Raw genomic sequence first — 17,321 nt, forward strand, 5'->3', positions numbered from 1 at the left:
GTTAGCAAATTAACATCTATTCTAACAGCCAGCCAAATATCTCCGCCACCGTTAGCCGCAATTCCCTGGCAAATGAAGGAACGGGGATTTGCTGTTCCGGTTCATCAAAGACTTCGATTTGTTGCTGAGAATGATATACAAAAATCGTCTTTTCTTGGGGGTCAATCAGCCAACCCATTTGAGTCCCATATTTCAGAGCATATAGAATTTTTTTAGTGACTTTTGTTTGACTTTGGTCCGGTGATAAAATCTCTATAAGCCAGTCCGGTGACGATGTGAAAATATTAGCGATTTCGCCGTTTTCATCCCGGGGAATTCTTTCCCAGATAAAGACTGATACATCAGGGACAATTGATTGTCCAGCAAAACTACATCTTAGTTCAGAAAAGGCTCGGGCAATTTTAGGACCTCGAAGAGTGCCATTGACTGTAGCTGCAAATTCGGTTTGAATTGAACTATGTTTTCCTTTAGGCATTGGCTTTTGAATAATTTGGCCTTCAATATATTCACTGGCAGGTTTGGTTTCGGGGAGTTGGAGAAATTCTGCCAAGGTTAACGATTTAGATGGGGTTTGGACCATGTTTAGGGACCTTTAAAATGAGTGGGCTTGGGGGGCGATCGCCCCTTTCAACTTCATACTATTATAGCGCTAAACTCTAAAGCCTATCCGGTTTCTTCACAAAAAAACCGGGTTTCTAAACAAGTTAAGGTATTCTCCCTAATTGTTGTTTAGAAACCCAGTTTCTAACTTTTACTGTAAACTCAACTAAAGTTTCAGATTTTCCGTAATCCGCTGCATCGCTTCTTCAACATTTTTTCGGCTATTAAACGCAGAAATGCGGAAGTATCCTTCGCCAGCAGCGCCAAATCCAGAACCGGGGGTTCCGACTACATTCACCACTTGTAGCAATTTATCAAAGAAATCCCAACTGGATAATCCATTGGGGGTTTTAACCCAGACGTAAGGTGCATTCACGCCTCCGTAAACTGACAATCCGGCAGCGGTTAGTTTCTCTCGGATAATTTTGGCATTTTCTAAATAAAAACTGACCAATTCTTTAACTTGTGCTTGTCCTTCTTCGGAGTACACCGCTTCTGCGCCGCGTTGGACAATGTAGGAGACGCCATTAAATTTGGTGGATTGGCGGCGATTCCAGAGTTTCCAGACTTCGACATCGGACCCATCGGAGGCTTTTGCCATGAGGTTTTTGGGAACTACCGTTAAGGCGCAACGCGTGCCGGTAAATCCCGCATTTTTGGAGAAGGAACGAAACTCGATCGCACAATCTTTTGCGCCTTCTATTTCATAGATGGAGTGAGGCAAATTAGGGTCAGTGATAAAGGCTTCGTATGCCGCATCAAAGAAAATAATCGAACCATTCGCTTTGGCATAGTCTACCCATTTTTTTAAGTAGTCTTTGGTAGCCGTTGCACCCGTAGGATTATTGGGGAAACAGAGGTAAATTAAATCGACTTTCTCCGTGGGAAGTTCGGCGATGAAATTATTTTCTGCACTAATGGGGAGATAGACTAATCCCTCATACTCGCCTTTATCATTGACGGGTCCGGTATGTCCTGCCATGACGTTTGTATCAACATACACGGGATAAACTGGATCGGTAACAGCGATTTTGTTGGTGTTGCCGAAAATGTCAAGAATGTTTCCAGTATCGCACTTAGATCCATCTGAAATGAAGATTTCTGATGCATCGATCGCGCATCCTCGGGATTGGAAATCGTGGATGGCAATTTTTTCGCGCAACCAGGCATACCCTTGTTCGGGTCCGTACCCTTTGAAATTGCTGCGATCGCCCATGTCTTCCACCGCTTTTACCATTGCTTTGCGGCAAGCTTCTGGGAGGGGTTCTGTCACGTCACCAATACCTAGTTTGATGATTTGGGCGTCCGGATTCGCCTCAGCAAAGGCATTCACCCGACGGGCAATTTCGGGAAACAGGTAACCCGCTTTAAGTTTGAGGTAGTTGTCGTTAATCGTTGCCATCGTCAATCATTAAAAACATCGGATTACAGTTTACTGCCAATGGTGGCATCCCGGATAGAGGTTGGCGTTGCTATTTTGGTTATGAGCAATTTCAAGTCTGTAGATACCCCAGTCAACCTCATTTGGGACGATGGATTTCTCATCTTGTTTTTATGGGCTGATGGGTTTGCGTCCCAGAATATAAAATAGGGTGATATCGTTCCAGATGCCTTGATCCGTAACTAAGGTTTCTAATTCCGCTAAATATTGGGCTTTAGCAGCCTGTAATTGTTCTGAATTCAGGGGTTGAACAAAATTGAAAGAGGTAAGAGGATTTTGGATAATGATGTCCCATAATTTTTGAGCAGACTCTAAGCTCAAATACTCTCCAAATTGCTCCTCGGTGACTTGAATCGCTTCAAAACCCGATGTTCGTAAGAGGCGGTTACATTTTTCTACAGTTCCTATGGCTTCGTTCCAATTTGGCAATTCGATGTCGTAACTTTGGGCAATTTTTGTTAAAATATGTCGAAACATATAAGCAGTTTCAGCAACTGCGGTCATTGCGATGATTCCACCAGGTTTGAGAAATTTTTGCCAACGGCTTAAGTTGGTAGGAATATTGGGTATATAAGGAATACCACAACAACAGAAAATGCGGTCAAAGCTGTTGTCTGGAAAATCAATAATTTCTATATCGGCTTGTTTGAGTTCGATATTCGTTAAACCAGCAGCCGTGATTTTGGCTTGCGATCGCCTTAACATTCCCTCGGATAAATCAACTCCCATTACTGATCCGTGATTTCCCACAATTTGGGCGGCTTCGATGGCAACTAAACCCGTGCCTGTGGCGATGTCTAAGATGTGCTGTCGGGGTTGAATATCCGCGCATTGGATAAGATGATGGGCAACAATGGAATGAAAATCGCCTTCTTGATCATAGTTTATCCGGCGATTAAAGTAATCGGCAATTTGTTGTTTATAGTCATTAGGCAGGAAAGAATCATTCATTTTGGTTGTTGTTTTATTATTCTATGATAAGGGTTTTTCGGGGACTCAAAACATAAAATATTCTAAGAAATATCCCCCAAACCCCCCTTCTTAAGGGGGGCTTTTGCGAGAAGTAAATCAGCTTTTCAATTTAGGCAACGCCGTACTTTTCAAACCAAGTGAGAAGGCGATTCCAGGCGTCTGCTGCTGCTTCTGGGCGATAGGTGGGGCGGTAGTCGGCATAGAATCCGTGGGGAGTGTCGGGATAGAGGATGATTTCGGACTTGCTGTTGCCGGAGGCGAGGCGATCGCGCATTTGTTCGACAGTATCATTGGGAATTAAATCATCTTCGCCGCCGTATAATCCAAGGATCGGGACAGTTAATTCTTCGGCGATATCGATCGGATGTTGGGGAGTCAGGGGGGTGGATTCACCGACTAATCGCCCATACCAGGCGACTCCAGCGGTGACTTGGGGATTATGTGCGCTATACAACCAGACAACTCGTCCCCCCCAGCAAAATCCGGTGATGCCCAGCTTTTCAGGGTTGCCCTTACTACTGGTTTGCGCCCAAGCAACGGTAGCATCGAGATCCGACATCACTTGTTCATCGGGTACTTGAGATACGACTTCGGAGATGATTTTCTGGATATCTTCCATCTGGGAGACATCTCCTTGTCTAGCAAACATTTCTGGGGCGATCGCCAGATAACCCTGTTTAGCAAATCTCCGGCAGACATCCTGGATATGTTCATGAACCCCGAAAATTTCCTGGATGACTAGCACAATCGGGAAGTTTTGTCCCGTGGCAGGCATGGCGCGATAGGCGGGAATTTCTCCATCGGCAACGGGGATGGCAACTTCACCAGCGGTTAATCCCTCGCTGTCGGTGGTGATGACTTGTTGGGCGAAAATGGGATGGGCGGCAAGGGCAAATCCAGCGGCGATCGCACTCACTTTGATGAATTGTCGGCGCGTTAAAGGTTTCATTGGCAAGGGATCCTAATGGTTCAAGGAATGATTCGGTTTTATTGTAATCCATAACCTTTCCGATTGTTATCCTATCTGTTCAAGGAGGCTTCCACTCCTAGAATAAACCTCTTACAAAATTTCGGTTCGATCCCCCCAACCCCCCTTAAGAAGGGGGGCTTTATTAGAATTTTGCTGGAATTGTAATAGTAAACAAGATGCTTTTATTCGGGAATTTATACTTATTTAAAACCACAATAACCCTAAAAATAACATCCCGATCGCCACAATCCCTGCCACTAAAGTGGCTGTTTCATTGAACTTTTTTTCGGCTTGAAACGGTTCTTTCTGAGAACTGAGGGGGTCTTGTCTCTCCCGAATGGGCGTCCAATCTTCCTCCTCTACACTTTTAGATAAACCCCGCCAGACTCCTGCCTGAATTAAGGCATCTTTGCTTTTAATTCCGGTGACGACAACCAGGGGGCCTTCTCTTTGGGGTAACCCATAGTGTTCGAGTTGGGTGGCGAGGGTTTCTTTGGTGCGATCGCAATTTTTGGCGAGTTTATCCGTGGACTGTTCTTCTCGTTCTCGGTCGGATTTTGGGGGGTGACTGGGGAGAGTTGCACTCGCGGATAATCCCTTTAACAGTTCCCAGTTGACGCTAAATCCATCGGGTCCTCCCACGGGAATTGCTTGGTCAATTTCCCCCTCTAATCCGTCTGGTTTTTCCTCTACAAAGGTGCGTAATGCGCGGACAGCGATTGCCCGTAATTGTTGTTCATGGATGGCGGAATCTTCGGCAACCCAGGCGATGGAATTGCGAATGGTGCGATCTCGAAAATCGGTTCGCCCCTTCGCCTCTAATCCCGTAATTAGTAATAACAACCGTCCGCTATATCGTCCCAAGAGGAGAGAGGGAGATTCAGATTGAATGCAGTCAATAACCCGATTCAAGGTGAGAATCGAAGGGGTTTCTGGTAGCCAGCAATAACCCTCTTCCTGAGAAAATCCTCGACTTTTTACATAAATTTCCATGACATCCTCCTATCCAATATTGAGCCAATTTTGACCCTGTAACACCGCATAAGCACCCGTATTTTTACAACCTTTGGCAAATTCCCGGACTGCATCTTTCAGGTGATTATCCAATCCTAACCAATCGCGGATAAAATTAAATACTCCTAAGTTGCGTCGGTCCAAATGGAGTCTTAGCAGAAACCGCAACAAATAGCGTAAAGGCTGTTCGCTATCTTGGGGATTATATTGGGCATCGTGACTCGTTTTTCTGAAAATAAATAACGGTTTTCCATCCAGGATTTCAATACGGGAAAATACCACAGTTCCTACGGTTTGAACTGGAGTGATAATCACGACGACTTTGGAGAGTAAAGATTCCGATCGCAATAAATCTAATACTCTCGCATATCCCGCTTGCACCTGCCGGACTAATTCCGCACTACTTTTCTCATCTTGTAAGTATTTTTCGCAGCGTACTGGGGCAAAAATCACCAATCGGGGAGACTCTAATTCGCGATAGACTCGTTGAAACAAATTAGCAATTTGTTGAGGTTTATTGACTGCATCATGCCATTGGCCGTTTTTTTCCATTAAGGCAGGGGTATCAATGGCGATCGCCACCGCTGCCGATTCCCGCACAAATGTCTCAACTCGTTCCTTATCTTCTCGCGAACTTTTGGCGGCGAGATATTCTCCGGGATAATCTTGAAAATGCAATGTTAATGAGGGAATTGCCCCTCTTCTGCCCAACTCAAAGAGAAAAGATTTATGGTCTTCCGTACTCTGCATCCATCCTTTAGTTTCAAAACTGTCGGGCAGGGTTTTTAGTTCGGCTAATCGTTCTTGTAGCAAGGCTGCACTTTCTAAATCTGGCGTTAGTTGCAAATTGGTTTGTCCAATATTGCGTTCAAATTGCTCATACATGGCAGTTAAAAGGCTGGTTTTACCGACGCCACTAGGTCCCAGCATAGTCACTTTTAATTCCTGCATTATGTTCTCGGGTTGAGGGTTGATCTGATTTTTTCTTAGGTACTTTTATGTTCACCAAGTTAAAGGAAAGTGTTCTTTAACTTCTCCTAACTCTCTAAGAGTCTGGCGATAAACTCGCTATAAGCTGCCTTCCTTGGCAAGGCTGCATCAATTTTAATTCGCCGTCGGGTAGCAACGACTTCTTGACCTAGAATCTGATTATACCGGATTTGCGAGTCATTTTCCCAAAATAACCCCGTCCCGCGACGCTGCCATCAGGGCAATTCATTAAAGTTTATCCTATAACGAGTGGCATCAGCTTGTCTCCACCGAAAGTAATCTACCACCTCGGATGGATGATAGAAATATTCCAGTTGCCTCGTTTTGCGGTCAAATTGAGTCAAGTTACAAGGGTTTCCTCCTGGGTCCAAGGATAAATCTCAAAGGTTCTGGGATGATCTCCTATTTTGACGTGAAATAACTGATGAAATCCTTCCGAGTAGGTTGGGGGGACTAATTTATTGCGAGTCATATAGAGGGCGTAGTCCGGGACTCGGGCTTTTCCTTCTCGTTGTTGATTGCGGGTGAGGCAATCGGTAATTTGGGATTCAAAGTAATAGCCCATAATTGTTGTTTTATAGGCTTGTCCTATTTCAATAATAGCAAGGCGATCGCCCAAGGTAGGATTTGTATTATCTACCACTAAGGAGGTTCCAGATTTAAGGTGTTCTGCGATTAAAAAAGCTTGTCTGCGGGCGGGTCTTTTATTGTTCCGCATTAAATCTTTACTCACTAAAGCATGGGTTTGGGCGAAATAGGTTCGATAAAAGGTACTTTTTCCCGCCCCTTGTAATCCCATTAATATCACAATTTCTATCATGATTTAGCCATTCAATCAAGAAAATTTCTAATTGCCATTAAATATTTTGACCGTATCGCTTAGAAACCGGATTTTTAAGAAAATATTTGCTTAAAAGTCATAAAGGGGTTTAAAAGCCCGGTTTCTGGTTTCCAAAAGTGTAACCTCCCCTTGTATTTTATTTCCCTTCAACCACTATTGATAGGCAAAAATTGCATCAATTGCAATTGATTTGCCGTTTCTACCATATCCACGGCATTTAACCATTCTCGACGTAGCCGATCGCGACTGCTGAAACGGTCAAATTCATCTTGCCAGACCTCGGACCGGACTTGTTCTAAAAAGATTTGCCACTCGGTTTTTACTCCTTCCACCCGCAACACGCGATCCACAAATTCCTCCACGATCGCAAAGGCTGCCTGATTCGGTTCAATTAATAAATCTTCTAGGGCAGTTTCACAGTTATAAACCGCTTCAGCATGAAGAGTTTTCAGGTTTCCTAAAACTTCAGACGCCGAAACCCCTTGATGGGATAATTTCAATCCCGTCTTATCCGGATTTAACCCATCCAACTGCTGACGAATCCGATGTTGAATCAGTCCGCGATAGGATAAATTAAATTCGGATAAAATTCTAAACCCCAGTTTGAGTTTGTGTAAATCTTCCGGTAACAGTTCCGCCATGACGCCTAAAAATTCACTGCCTCGAACCGGGGTGAGGTTTTCTAATCGTCCTTGTTCTATTAGCACATCGGCAACTCGGGACTTGACACGTTCGATCGCCTGCTTCAATCCATCATCTAACGTCAAAAAATGCTGAGATAAATGGGCCCGAATTTCGTTTAAATATTGATAGTACGCATTCGGATAGCCTCCCACGCGATCGCGCCGGGTTTCTATCTCTTCTAGGGTGGGAATGCCCGGGTCCTGGTAACAATTGGCAATCGCAATCTGAACTTGCTTCTTGAACTCTAAATCTTCCGCCTCTCGTTGCTGAGACAGACCCCGCAAAAATCCCTCTAAGCCACTGGTTAAATTATTCCAAAGGGCATCAAATAACCGCAGGAATAGGGGAAAATCGCTCTCGCGTTGGGCCGATTGGCCTAGGACTTGCCTTGCCTTAACCAGTTCCGCAGCGAGGCGATCGCGCAGGTGCAAGAGTCGGTCTTGATAGGCTGCTGCATACTGGCGGTCCAGGTCGGTAATTTTAGCCATTAAATACTCCAAAACCCCCTCTAAAATCTGCTGATTTACGGCAACTGAATCGGCACAATTCACCGTTAAGGTTTTAACCACTTCCAGATGTTTTTCGGCCATTGTTTCGGCTAAATCTTGGCAGTTTTTAGCATTATCCCCATTCCCAGAACCGGCGCTGGTTTGGTTGAGAATCATCATGGACCAGAGGGCGATCGGTAGTTCGGTTAATGCCGCAGCAGCGGTGTCGTACAACTTCACATCAACATCGGCCCAATAATCCCCCGAGGATTTCGGCATTCTCACAAACAGTACAAAATCCACCTCATGACCGAGGGTTTTGATTAGCCTCACTTCATCGCCAATGCCGGTATCTCCCAATCCGGGCATATCCACTAACGCAATGGTTCCCACATCCCCATTGGGAAAGGTGCAGACAATTTTAACTTGGCGCACCGCGAGATAGTTGAAAAAGACGCGCTGACCATCGGGGGTATCTTGTGCGACATATTCGCGAATTTCCCCTTGAGAAATCCGCCGTGGGGAGGGTTGCTGGAGGAGAGTCCGATACTGGTCCAGGTGGGTGTGATATCGTCGGAGATGTTCGTATTTTGCCCCGGTTTGTGCGCCGTAGAGGTCACGAGGCAGGGGCGGAAGAGACTGTCTGGCAAAGTCATCCAGGGACTGGGGAGACGGACCTAACTGGAGTTGGTCGTAATACGGGGCGATCGCCTCGTCTAAAAACGATCGCTCACTATGAAAGAATACTTCCCCGTGAGTTTCCAGGGTGGGATTGTGGTAGATGGTACTGAGGACGCCGGTACAATGTTGGCGATCGCCATCGGGAATTTCCGAGGCAGTCAATCCGGTTAAACTTTGTAAGAGGCGGCTTTTCCCTTGTCTAGCGCGTCCAACCACGCCAATATTCAGGGTATCCCGGGAAAACCGGGCTTTTAGTTTCGCCGTTGCCTCTAATTCGCGGGCAATTTCCACCTGAATTTTCCAAAAATCCACGTCTTGGAGAGGTCCGACGATCGCCTGATCTTCTACGGAATTTAGGAGGCGATCGCGGTGGTCCTGTAAAGTCCGAAGGGCTGCCGTGAGGGACCTTAAATTGTCCTCAACCCGGCTCATATTTTCGGCTAAAGGGCGACGTTTTTCAACAATCTGAGCAATTTGTGCGGTTCTGTGATTATTCATGATCGGTAATATAATTATCGGGTTTCGTTCCCTCTCTTGATGCGGTCAGCGAAGGATTGATCCCCCGTCAAGGCTTGAAAAAACTGCTTTGAGGGATACCAGAAAAAAATAAGACCCTTTCATCTTACGGGATGGGGGTCTTATCACACCATTCTCAATCGTTTTAATTTCAGGGAAACCCGTAAAAACTAGGTAGGTTTTGAAACAGAGTACCCTTACAAATTCACCGATTTGATGTTAGTTGGCCGGGATACGTCTAGCCCGGGCGGTAGCAATTTCTTGGCGGAGAACTTCCATCGCTTTCGTGTATTGCGGGTCTTGGGTGGAACCAATTAAGGTGCGATCGCCCCGTAAAAGTTTTTGTTGGTCCTCAGTGAGTTCGATCGCCACATCCGGAGTAATCCCTTCATGGTTGATATCCGTACCATTCGGGGTGAGATACTTGGCGATCGTCACCGCCAGTCCGGATCCATCTCCCAATCCGCGTACTGACTGCACTAAGCCCTTGCCGAAAGTTTTGGTTCCCACGAGAATAGCCCGTTCATTGTCTCGCAAGGCCCCCGAGAGAATTTCACTTGCACTGGCGGAACCTCCATCTACTAACACCACTAACGGTTTATTCGTCAGGGCGCGTCCGTTGGCCGTCTCACGGGCCATTTCTCCCACGCGGTTCACCGTCGAGACAATGCTGCCGGAATCAAGCCACATCCGAGCGATTTCAATGCTGGAATGGAGTAAACCCCCCGGGTTGGACCGCAGATCCAGAATATAGCCGGAGACATTTTGGCCTTCCAGGTCCTCAATAGCATTGCGCATTTCTTCAGCGGCGATCGCATTAAAATTCGTTAGACGAATATAACCGACCCCACCCATCGGGCTTTCCTCATAGCTGTGGCGAACCGGATGGAGTTCAATGCGTTCGCGCCGAATCGTATAATCTTTCGTCTCTTTCGTCCCGCGTTCTTCGTCGAGTACCCGTTCAATAGTTAGAGTTACCTCCGTACCCACAGGACCGCGAATCAGGGATACTGCCTCATTGATATCCATCCCCTCGGTACTTTGTCCATCAATCTGGAGGATAGCATCTCTCGCTTGAATTCCCATCGAGAAAGCCGGTGTATCTTCAATGGGAGAAATCACGATCAGTTGCTTCGTCTCTTCATCCTGGGAGAGTTGAATCCCCACCCCTGTTAGTTCTCCAGAGGTATCAATCTGCATATTCTTGAACTCTTCTGGATTCATAAACCGGGTGTAAGGGTCCCCCAGCTTTTCCAGCATTTCTTGAATCGCGGTGTAAGCTTCCTCCTTATTGGTATAAGGTCGGGTCAGATACTCTTGACGAACCGTTTCCCAATCCACTTGGTTAAACGTGGCATCCACATAATTGCGGTTAATAATTTGCCAAACTTCGTCTACCAGTTCTTTGGGGCTCTCTTGAAAAAATGCTTGACTTTGGGAGAGATGAAGTCCCGCCCCCGTGACCGTAACAGCAGTTAAGGCCACTGCTGTTGCACCTACTATAAGTCCGCGTTTTGTAATCACCATAAATATTCAATCAGGAAGGAAAAACTACGATTAAGCACGATCGACCCCGGTTGACTCTTCTATCTTTCGACAAAGTAAGGTAATGCGATGAAAGTTATCGAGAGGGATGGGGGTTAATGAAGGGAAAGCACAGGGTTGATATTGAACAATAGATGACTAATCCGATGAGAAAGCGCCTGCCCTGATTTGCTCTTCCCCAGTGAGCCAGGAACAGCTCAAATAAGGAAGGGAGGATTGTCAGGATTATAAGGTTTGTCCCTAGCCCTACGATAACACAGGCTTTGCTGAGGTAACAGACCGGCCTGATTCTGTGAAAGCCCGGTTCAGGGGGCGATCGCAGGCCGGATTTCCCTAGGATATCCAGACTTTCCGGAAGAAACCCGGTTTCGGGTCTCCTCCCGATCCCCGATGCCCTTAATCTAAACTAGAAACCCAGTTTTGGGTGCTGTTCAATCCTGGCCTTTCCACCCCTAGGGATCAACCCATCGCCCATCAGCTTGAATCAACTTAATTAACTCATCAACCCCTTGAGATTCCGGGACCTTTTTAATCTCATCCCGACCCCGATAGAGGGAAATATACCCCGGTTGCTTACCCACATACCCATAATCGGCATCGGCCATTTCTCCGGGTCCATTGACAATGCAACCCATTACAGCAATATCAAGTCCCGTCAGGTGTTTAGTCGCTTCTCGGACCTGATGGAGGACCTCTTCTAAATTAAAAAGGGTGCGACCACAAGAGGGACAGGCCACATATTCAACCATCGTCTTTCGCAGACCCAGGGCTTGTAAGATACTGTAACAGACAGGAATTTCTTTTTCTGGGGCTTCAGTCAGGGAAACGCGAATGGTGTCTCCAATCCCTTCGGCTAATAAAGTGCCAATGCCTGCGGTGGATTTAATGCGACCATATTCCCCATCCCCCGCTTCGGTGACCCCGAGGTGCAGGGGATAATCCATCCCTAACTCATCCATCCGCTGCACCATCAGGCGATAGGCTGCCAGCATCACCGGAACGCGGGATGCTTTCATGGAAATGACCAAGTTGCGGAAGTCTAATGATTCACAAATTCTGATAAATTCGAGGGCAGATTCCACCATTCCCTCGGGGGTATCCCCATAACTAAACAGCATCCGTTCAGCGAGGGACCCGTGATTGACCCCAATGCGCATCGATTTACCTTGGTCTCGTAGAGAAATGACCAAAGGTTCTAGGGTTTCCCGGATTTTTTCCCCAATTTCTGCAAATTCGGTGGGGGTGTATTCGGTCCGGTTGGGGTTGGGTTTTTCAAAGACGTAAAGTCCGGGATTGATTCTAACCTTATCCACGTGCTTGGCGACTTCCAGGGCAATTTTCATGCCGTTGTGATGGACATCCGCCACCAAGGGAACGAGTTGATAAGTCCGCGCCAGTCTTTGCTTAATTTCGGCCAAGGCTTTGGCATGGGCCATACTGGGGACGGTGACTCGAACAATTTCGCAGCCAATTTCATGGAGACGACGAATTCCCGCCACGGACCCCTCGATATCTAAGGTGTCTTCGTTAATCATGGACTGTACTACCACGGGGTTACCGCCTCCGATGGTAATGTTGCCCACGGGAACCGCGCGAGTTTTGCGCCGGTGGATGGTGGTGTCTATCAGGGCGGTATTGGCAGTGGGTTGGGCGGTGGTGGGGTTTGGGAGTGTTTGCATACTGACGATCGCAATCCGATAGTTGCTGTGCAGGGTGATTGGGTTGAACCTCGGGCGATCGCATTCAGGCTGCTAGGGTTGGGGCTTATCCCCCGTTTTCTTGATCAGCCAATAGATGCGCCAGAGTGTTCTAGTCTGGGTTCTGTTTTTCAGGTTGCCATAAATTGAGTCAATTTGGCAGAAAATCCTCCCAGAAAACTTCCCTCAATTTCCTCAATCTCTTGTCACCCCCAGACTGAGGCATTTTCCCCTCCCGTGATGCACCGGGTTTTACCCAATATTCCAGAGATTTTTAGATTTCATGGATGACAGGGGACGAGAAACCGATAAGATAGGAAGATATTTTCGCCGATGGCAAGTCCGATCGCCTGCGATCGCGCCACGCTAATTCTCAAAGGGTGCGATTCTTGCTGTAAAAACCTTTGTTGTTATACGGATTGCTTGCATGGAAATCAATCGATGTGTTGTTAGTGCCAGAGCTGTTTATCCTGAATGCAAGTGCTTCAAAATGCCAGGAGCGCTCGAACGAAGGCCCCTATTCAACCCATTGTAGGGGTCGTAACCCCCCTAGGCGATCGCATCGGTGATTTGATTTTCCCTGTCCCGGCTCAGATTTTCTCAACCCGCGAATGGGTGCCACCCGTCTAAATCATCATCTCAACCTCGCGATCGCACCCCCAAGACTCCCGAACAAAAGGGCACTCTTGTCCCGGAAAACTATTCACTCAACCGCCGCCGCAGATCTAAAGCTATGCAACTGATGAACGCCATGACCGGACAGCTTATCCAAGGGCGCTATCAACTCATTAAAGACCTCAAACGAGGTGCTTTTGGTAAACTCTATCTAGCTGAAGACCGACAACAGCCCGACCAACCGCGCCCCTGTGTGATTAAACAACTCCAACCCAATCTCTCCAATCCCATCCTGGTTGAAGAAGCCCGGGGGCGCTTGCAACGGGAAATCAAAGTGATGCAAAAATTAAGCGCTCATCCCCTGATTCCGGGAATTTTGGATGGGTTTGAGGAGGACCAAAAATTTTATATTGTTGAAGAATTTATCCCGGGTCAAGACCTCAGTCAAGAAATCATCCGAGGTAACCGCTGGAGTGAAGGCTTGGTCATGGCGCTGTTGCATCAAGTCCTGGAAGTATTAGCGTTCATTCATCAGCACTCGGTGATTCATCGCAATATTAAACCTTCTAATTTAATCCGTCGAACCGGCGATCGCAAAATTATCCCGGTTGATTTTGGCTCGTTTAAAGAAATCGAAACCTTAGCAATCAATCCTCAAGGACAAGTCGGTACAGCGGCGATCGGCACTCCCGGTTACGTCCCCATCGAACAACTCGGCGGGAAACCTCGCTTTAATAGCGATATTTATGCCCTCGGTATGACTGCGATTCAAGCTTTAACCGGCGTCCCCCCCCGAGAGTTAGAACGAGACCCCAAAACAGGTCAAACTATCTGGCATCATCTGGCCCCGGTTAACCCTAAGTTGGCGCAGATTCTGGATAAAATGGTGCGCTCAGACTATCAAGACCGCTACCAACAGGCGACGGAAGTAATCGCGGATTTACGGTCTTTACATGAAATTGGCAATGTCCTTGATGGTCGCTATCAATTGGTGAGTTTGTTAGCGGAACGTCGATTTAGTAAAACCTTTTTAGGAGAGGATTTACAACGCCAGGAAATGCCCTGGTGTACGGTGGAACAAATTAAACCGGCTCAACAAGAGACCTTTCCTTGGTGGGAAGCGAAAAGCTTTTTTGATGCAGAAGCGCAACTGCTACACCGTTTAGGCACTCATGACCGTATCCCTACATTGCTGGCCGATTTTGAACAAAATGGAGCCTTTTATTTGGTCCAGGAGCAGATTGAGGGACAGTCCCTTTCTCATGAATTACTTCAGGGCAAAAAATATGAGGAAAAAGAGGCAGTCGCCTTATTACAAGAGGTCCTAGAAACTTTGGCCTTCGTTCATGAACATCATGCCATTCATTTGGATTTAACCCCCTGGAGTATCTTCCGGCGTCAGTCGGACGGGAAGCTGATGCTGACCAATTTTGGCTCGGTGAAGCAAATTGGTACCTTAACCATTGACCAGGGTCAGCTCACGACTTCGACGGCGATCGGGACTCCAGGCTATATGCCGAAGGAGCAAATGGTGGGCAATCCCCGCCCGAATAGTGATATCTACGCCCTGGGGGCAGTGGCCCTGCAAGCGTTAACCGGGGTGCGTCCCGATTATCTGGGGACGGAACCTCATACCGGCGAGCTCAGTTGGCGCAAGCACGTTCAGGTGAGCGATCGCTTTGGGGCAATTCTGGATAAAATGGTGCGCTCTTATTTCCGCGAGCGCTATGAATCGGCTCAAGAGGTGTTAGCGGATCTGCGCGCCCTCCAAGACCCGGTTCTCACCCCCTTTCCCGAGTCGGTCCCGGTGCCGCTGGGGGCAGAGGGTCCGGTCTCTCCCCAGGTCCCCCCAGAGCAGCCCCAGGCCGATCCAGGGGTGAGTTCCTCCGGTCCAGCGAAGGCTCCCCTTGGGGCTGCTGCGGTGGCGGGGGTAACCCAACTTTCTAAAAAGTTACCCTTTGCCAAACCCTGGCCGATTCTGGCTGTGGTGGCCCTGATGGGAACGGCAGGGGTGGCGATCGCCTTGAGCAACTCCCAGCAAGATCGTCAAGCGCGTCAGGACTCGGACCAATTGATTGAGAAAGCCAGCTTGCTTTTGGAGTCCCAAGACTACCTGGAAGCCTTGGATCAGTGCGATCAGGCGATCGGGATTAAGGCGGATCATGCGTTAGCTTGGAAATGTCGCGGGGATGCGCTCTATCTGCTCGATCGCTATGAGTCAGCGCTCGTCGCTTATGACAATGCCAGCCGTTTAGAGCCAAAAACTGCCCGCTATTGGAACAATCGCGGAGAAACTTTGTATCAATTACAGCGCTATGAGGAGGCGATCGCCGCTCACGATCGCGCTTTAGAACTGCGCCAAAATGACGTAAATGCGCTGAAGGGTCGGGGTCTTGCTTTACTCAGTTTACAGCGCTACGATGAAGCCTTGACGGACCTGGACCAAGCGTTAGAAGTTGAGCCGAATGACCCGCAAGGTTGGGAACGCAAGGCGTTGGTTTTAGACTATTTACAACGTCCCGAGGAGGCTGATGGCGCTTTTGAACGCGCCCTGGCGGCTTACGATCGCCAGGTTGAAAGTAACCCGGATGATTTGAATGCCTGGTTAGAACGGGGTCGATTACTCAATGAGTTACAACGTCTGGATGAGGCGATCTCGTCGTATGATCGCGCTTTGGAAATTAACCCCGAGTTTTATCTCGCCTGGAATGCCAAGGGAACGACTTTGTATAGTGCGGGTCAATTTACGGAGGGGTTAGCCGCTTACGATCAGGCTCTGGCGATCGAACCGGAGTTTTATAAAGGCTGGCATAATCGCGGTGTCTTGCTGAGTCTGGGGTTGGGTCGCCACTTTGAGGCGATCGAGGCGTTTGATCGCGCCTTGGCAATTGAGGAGGGGTTTCATCTGGCTTGGCGCGATCGCGGACTCGCACAAATGGAATTGCGCCGTTATCCAGAGGCGGTTACCTCGTTTGATCAAGCGGTGAAGTTTGAGCCAAAAGATGGCCGATCCTGGGCGAATCGTGGAATCTCACTCAATGAACTCCGGCGTTATAGTGAGGCAATCGAATCGTTTGATCAGGCGATCGCGGCTCAAACTCAGGATGCCTTAGTCTGGACTCAACGGGGAATCGCCTTAGAGTCGATGGAACGGTACGATGAAGCCCTGGCTTCCTACGAAAAAGCCCTGGAAATTCAACCGGATTTCTATCTGGCATCGGAGTCTCGCGACTGGGTTTTAGTCAAGATGGGCCGCTAGTCTGGTTTGAGGGGAATCAATCGGTGTCTAAGTCCTGTATGACACCGATGGGTTCTCCCGTCGGGGTTATAGCGGCTGGCACTTTCCGGCGCGAATCAAACCCACGCGACGGGCGATCGCCTCCTCCCGGGACTCAAAGGGTCCCCATTTCTCCCCGAGTTCCGGTTGGTCCGGCCCTTCTAGGCGATCGCTGGGGATAATTTCACAAGTTCCGTTTGTGTTCTTTCTAATATAGTATTTCGGGGATTCAGTCATCGGTTTACCTTCATAAGGAGTTCACAAGGAGAGATAGAGAGTCAGGATGGGCGATCGCCTAGGATTGTAGAATCACCAACCGCAGTCGCCGGGTTACTTCCTCTCGTTTAGCAGTATAAATATCTCTAGCGGGATAACGGGATGTAATTTCCTGTGTAATCCCTTGCAAGGGCGATCGCACGATTTTTCCCTCATTAACCCCCACATTTTGATACATATCCGCTGCACTATTCGGGTCTAATCGATACTGAATTGTTCCCTCTACAAACAGGTTTAACCCTTCGGGGGAGGTGGCTAAACTTCTTCCCGGCATATCCCGCGATCGCGTAGAGAACTTCAAAACCCTTCCAAAAGGGTTAACCCAATGCACCCTGGGATTCAGGGGTTGGGGGTTTAGCTTTCCAAACACTTCAATCACCCCAACTTTGCCCGATGGGATAATCGTAAAGGTTTGCAACAGGGAAGTTTTCGCGGCTAAAATACCGATTAAAAGAGCAACAGCACGCACGGTATTCCGATATTTTTCATCGCAAAACTTCGGTCCGACAAGAACCACCAGAGTTGAGAGAAGACGGGTGAGGATGGTAGCAATGAAGGTCATGGAATTACCTCAAACTGCTGTAATGAACTGGACATCTGCCGCACCAATTTTGCTAGGATACCACACCGATGGGGGGATGGGGGAGATGGGGAGGATGGGGAGGATGGGGGAGATGGGGAGGATGGGGGGGATGACTGAAGTGGTTTTTCCCT

Annotated in this window: 13 protein-coding genes; 1 reads left to right on the forward strand and 12 read right to left on the reverse strand. The window is 48.0% G+C overall.

Annotated elements, in window-relative coordinates; translation table 11 throughout:
- Positions 1-16: 16 nt before the first annotated feature.
- The 10 genes from NG796_RS14385 to ispG all read right to left on the reverse strand — a co-directional run bounded on the left by NG796_RS14385 (position 17) and on the right by ispG (position 12,421).
- Positions 17-580, reverse strand: coding sequence for a Uma2 family endonuclease (locus NG796_RS14385; protein ID WP_261207525.1), 564 nt, complete (start codon positions 578-580; stop codon positions 17-19).
- 186 nt (positions 581-766) lie between these two features.
- Complete coding sequence (locus NG796_RS14390; RefSeq protein ID WP_261207526.1) at positions 767-2,002, reverse strand: LL-diaminopimelate aminotransferase; 1,236 nt, start codon at positions 2,000-2,002, stop codon at positions 767-769.
- A 150-nt stretch (positions 2,003-2,152) separates the two neighbouring features.
- The gene (locus NG796_RS14395; protein ID WP_261207527.1) at positions 2,153-2,992 is read right to left on the reverse strand and encodes a class I SAM-dependent methyltransferase; all 840 of its coding nucleotides are present in this window, start codon (positions 2,990-2,992) and stop codon (positions 2,153-2,155) included.
- 130 nt (positions 2,993-3,122) lie between these two features.
- Positions 3,123-3,962 (reverse strand): dienelactone hydrolase family protein, encoded by an 840-nt coding sequence (locus NG796_RS14400; protein ID WP_261207528.1) that lies wholly within the window; start codon positions 3,960-3,962, stop codon positions 3,123-3,125.
- A gap of 225 nt (positions 3,963-4,187) precedes the next feature.
- Positions 4,188-4,976 carry a hypothetical protein gene (locus NG796_RS14405; RefSeq protein ID WP_261207529.1) on the reverse strand — a complete coding sequence of 263 codons (789 nt, stop codon included), beginning with the start codon at positions 4,974-4,976 and terminating at the stop codon, positions 4,188-4,190.
- A 9-nt stretch (positions 4,977-4,985) separates the two neighbouring features.
- Entirely contained in the window at positions 4,986-5,927 is a 942-nt protein-coding gene (locus NG796_RS14410) for a TRAFAC clade GTPase domain-containing protein (protein WP_317619313.1), read from the reverse strand.
- 400 nt (positions 5,928-6,327) lie between these two features.
- Positions 6,328-6,807 (reverse strand): ATP-binding protein, encoded by a 480-nt coding sequence (locus tag NG796_RS14415; protein WP_261207531.1) that lies wholly within the window; start codon positions 6,805-6,807, stop codon positions 6,328-6,330.
- Positions 6,808-6,974: 167 nt separating this feature from the next.
- Positions 6,975-9,179, reverse strand: coding sequence for a hypothetical protein (locus NG796_RS14420; RefSeq protein ID WP_261207532.1), 2,205 nt, complete (start codon positions 9,177-9,179; stop codon positions 6,975-6,977).
- 237 nt (positions 9,180-9,416) lie between these two features.
- Positions 9,417-10,724, reverse strand: coding sequence for a carboxyl-terminal processing protease CtpC (gene ctpC / locus NG796_RS14425; RefSeq protein ID WP_261207533.1), 1,308 nt, complete (start codon positions 10,722-10,724; stop codon positions 9,417-9,419).
- Positions 10,725-11,194: 470 nt separating this feature from the next.
- Entirely contained in the window at positions 11,195-12,421 is a 1,227-nt protein-coding gene (ispG, locus tag NG796_RS14430; RefSeq protein WP_261207534.1) for a (E)-4-hydroxy-3-methylbut-2-enyl-diphosphate synthase, read from the reverse strand.
- 751 nt (positions 12,422-13,172) lie between these two features.
- Between ispG and NG796_RS14435 the strand changes: the two genes are divergently transcribed.
- A complete protein-coding gene (locus NG796_RS14435) occupies positions 13,173-16,313 on the forward strand; it encodes a serine/threonine-protein kinase (protein WP_261207535.1) in 3,141 nt (1,046 codons plus the stop codon).
- A 66-nt stretch (positions 16,314-16,379) separates the two neighbouring features.
- Here NG796_RS14435 and NG796_RS14440 read toward each other — a convergent pair whose 3' ends face one another.
- Together NG796_RS14440 and NG796_RS14445 are read right to left on the reverse strand one after the other, a co-directional pair.
- Positions 16,380-16,568 carry a DDE transposase family protein gene (locus NG796_RS14440; RefSeq protein WP_261207536.1) on the reverse strand — a complete coding sequence of 63 codons (189 nt, stop codon included), beginning with the start codon at positions 16,566-16,568 and terminating at the stop codon, positions 16,380-16,382.
- Positions 16,569-16,626: 58 nt separating this feature from the next.
- Positions 16,627-17,169 carry an SPFH domain-containing protein gene (locus NG796_RS14445; protein ID WP_261207537.1) on the reverse strand — a complete coding sequence of 181 codons (543 nt, stop codon included), beginning with the start codon at positions 17,167-17,169 and terminating at the stop codon, positions 16,627-16,629.
- Positions 17,170-17,321: the final 152 nt, after the last annotated feature.

Origin of the sequence: Laspinema sp. D2d, from assembly GCF_025370755.1 — a bacterium.
Taxonomy (GTDB): Bacteria; Cyanobacteriota; Cyanobacteriia; order Cyanobacteriales; family Laspinemataceae; genus Laspinema.

Excerpts from the sequence above, each read along its gene's own strand:
- NG796_RS14385 (WP_261207525.1), bottom strand. The coding sequence starts at position 580 with ATGGTCCAAACCCCATCTAAATCGTTAACCTTGGCAGAATTTCTCCAA.
- NG796_RS14390 (WP_261207526.1), bottom strand. The coding sequence starts at position 2,002 with ATGGCAACGATTAACGACAACTACCTCAAACTTAAAGCGGGTTACCTG.
- NG796_RS14395 (WP_261207527.1), bottom strand. The coding sequence starts at position 2,992 with ATGAATGATTCTTTCCTGCCTAATGACTATAAACAACAAATTGCCGAT.
- NG796_RS14400 (WP_261207528.1), bottom strand. The coding sequence starts at position 3,962 with ATGAAACCTTTAACGCGCCGACAATTCATCAAAGTGAGTGCGATCGCC.
- NG796_RS14405 (WP_261207529.1), bottom strand. The coding sequence starts at position 4,976 with ATGGAAATTTATGTAAAAAGTCGAGGATTTTCTCAGGAAGAGGGTTAT.
- NG796_RS14410 (WP_317619313.1), bottom strand. The coding sequence starts at position 5,927 with ATGCTGGGACCTAGTGGCGTCGGTAAAACCAGCCTTTTAACTGCCATG.
- NG796_RS14415 (WP_261207531.1), bottom strand. The coding sequence starts at position 6,807 with ATGATAGAAATTGTGATATTAATGGGATTACAAGGGGCGGGAAAAAGT.
- NG796_RS14420 (WP_261207532.1), bottom strand. The coding sequence starts at position 9,179 with ATGAATAATCACAGAACCGCACAAATTGCTCAGATTGTTGAAAAACGT.
- ctpC (WP_261207533.1), bottom strand. The coding sequence starts at position 10,724 with ATGGTGATTACAAAACGCGGACTTATAGTAGGTGCAACAGCAGTGGCC.
- ispG (WP_261207534.1), bottom strand. The coding sequence starts at position 12,421 with ATGCAAACACTCCCAAACCCCACCACCGCCCAACCCACTGCCAATACC.
- NG796_RS14435 (WP_261207535.1), top strand. The coding sequence starts at position 13,173 with ATGCAACTGATGAACGCCATGACCGGACAGCTTATCCAAGGGCGCTAT.
- NG796_RS14440 (WP_261207536.1), bottom strand. The coding sequence starts at position 16,568 with ATGACTGAATCCCCGAAATACTATATTAGAAAGAACACAAACGGAACT.
- NG796_RS14445 (WP_261207537.1), bottom strand. The coding sequence starts at position 17,169 with ATGACCTTCATTGCTACCATCCTCACCCGTCTTCTCTCAACTCTGGTG.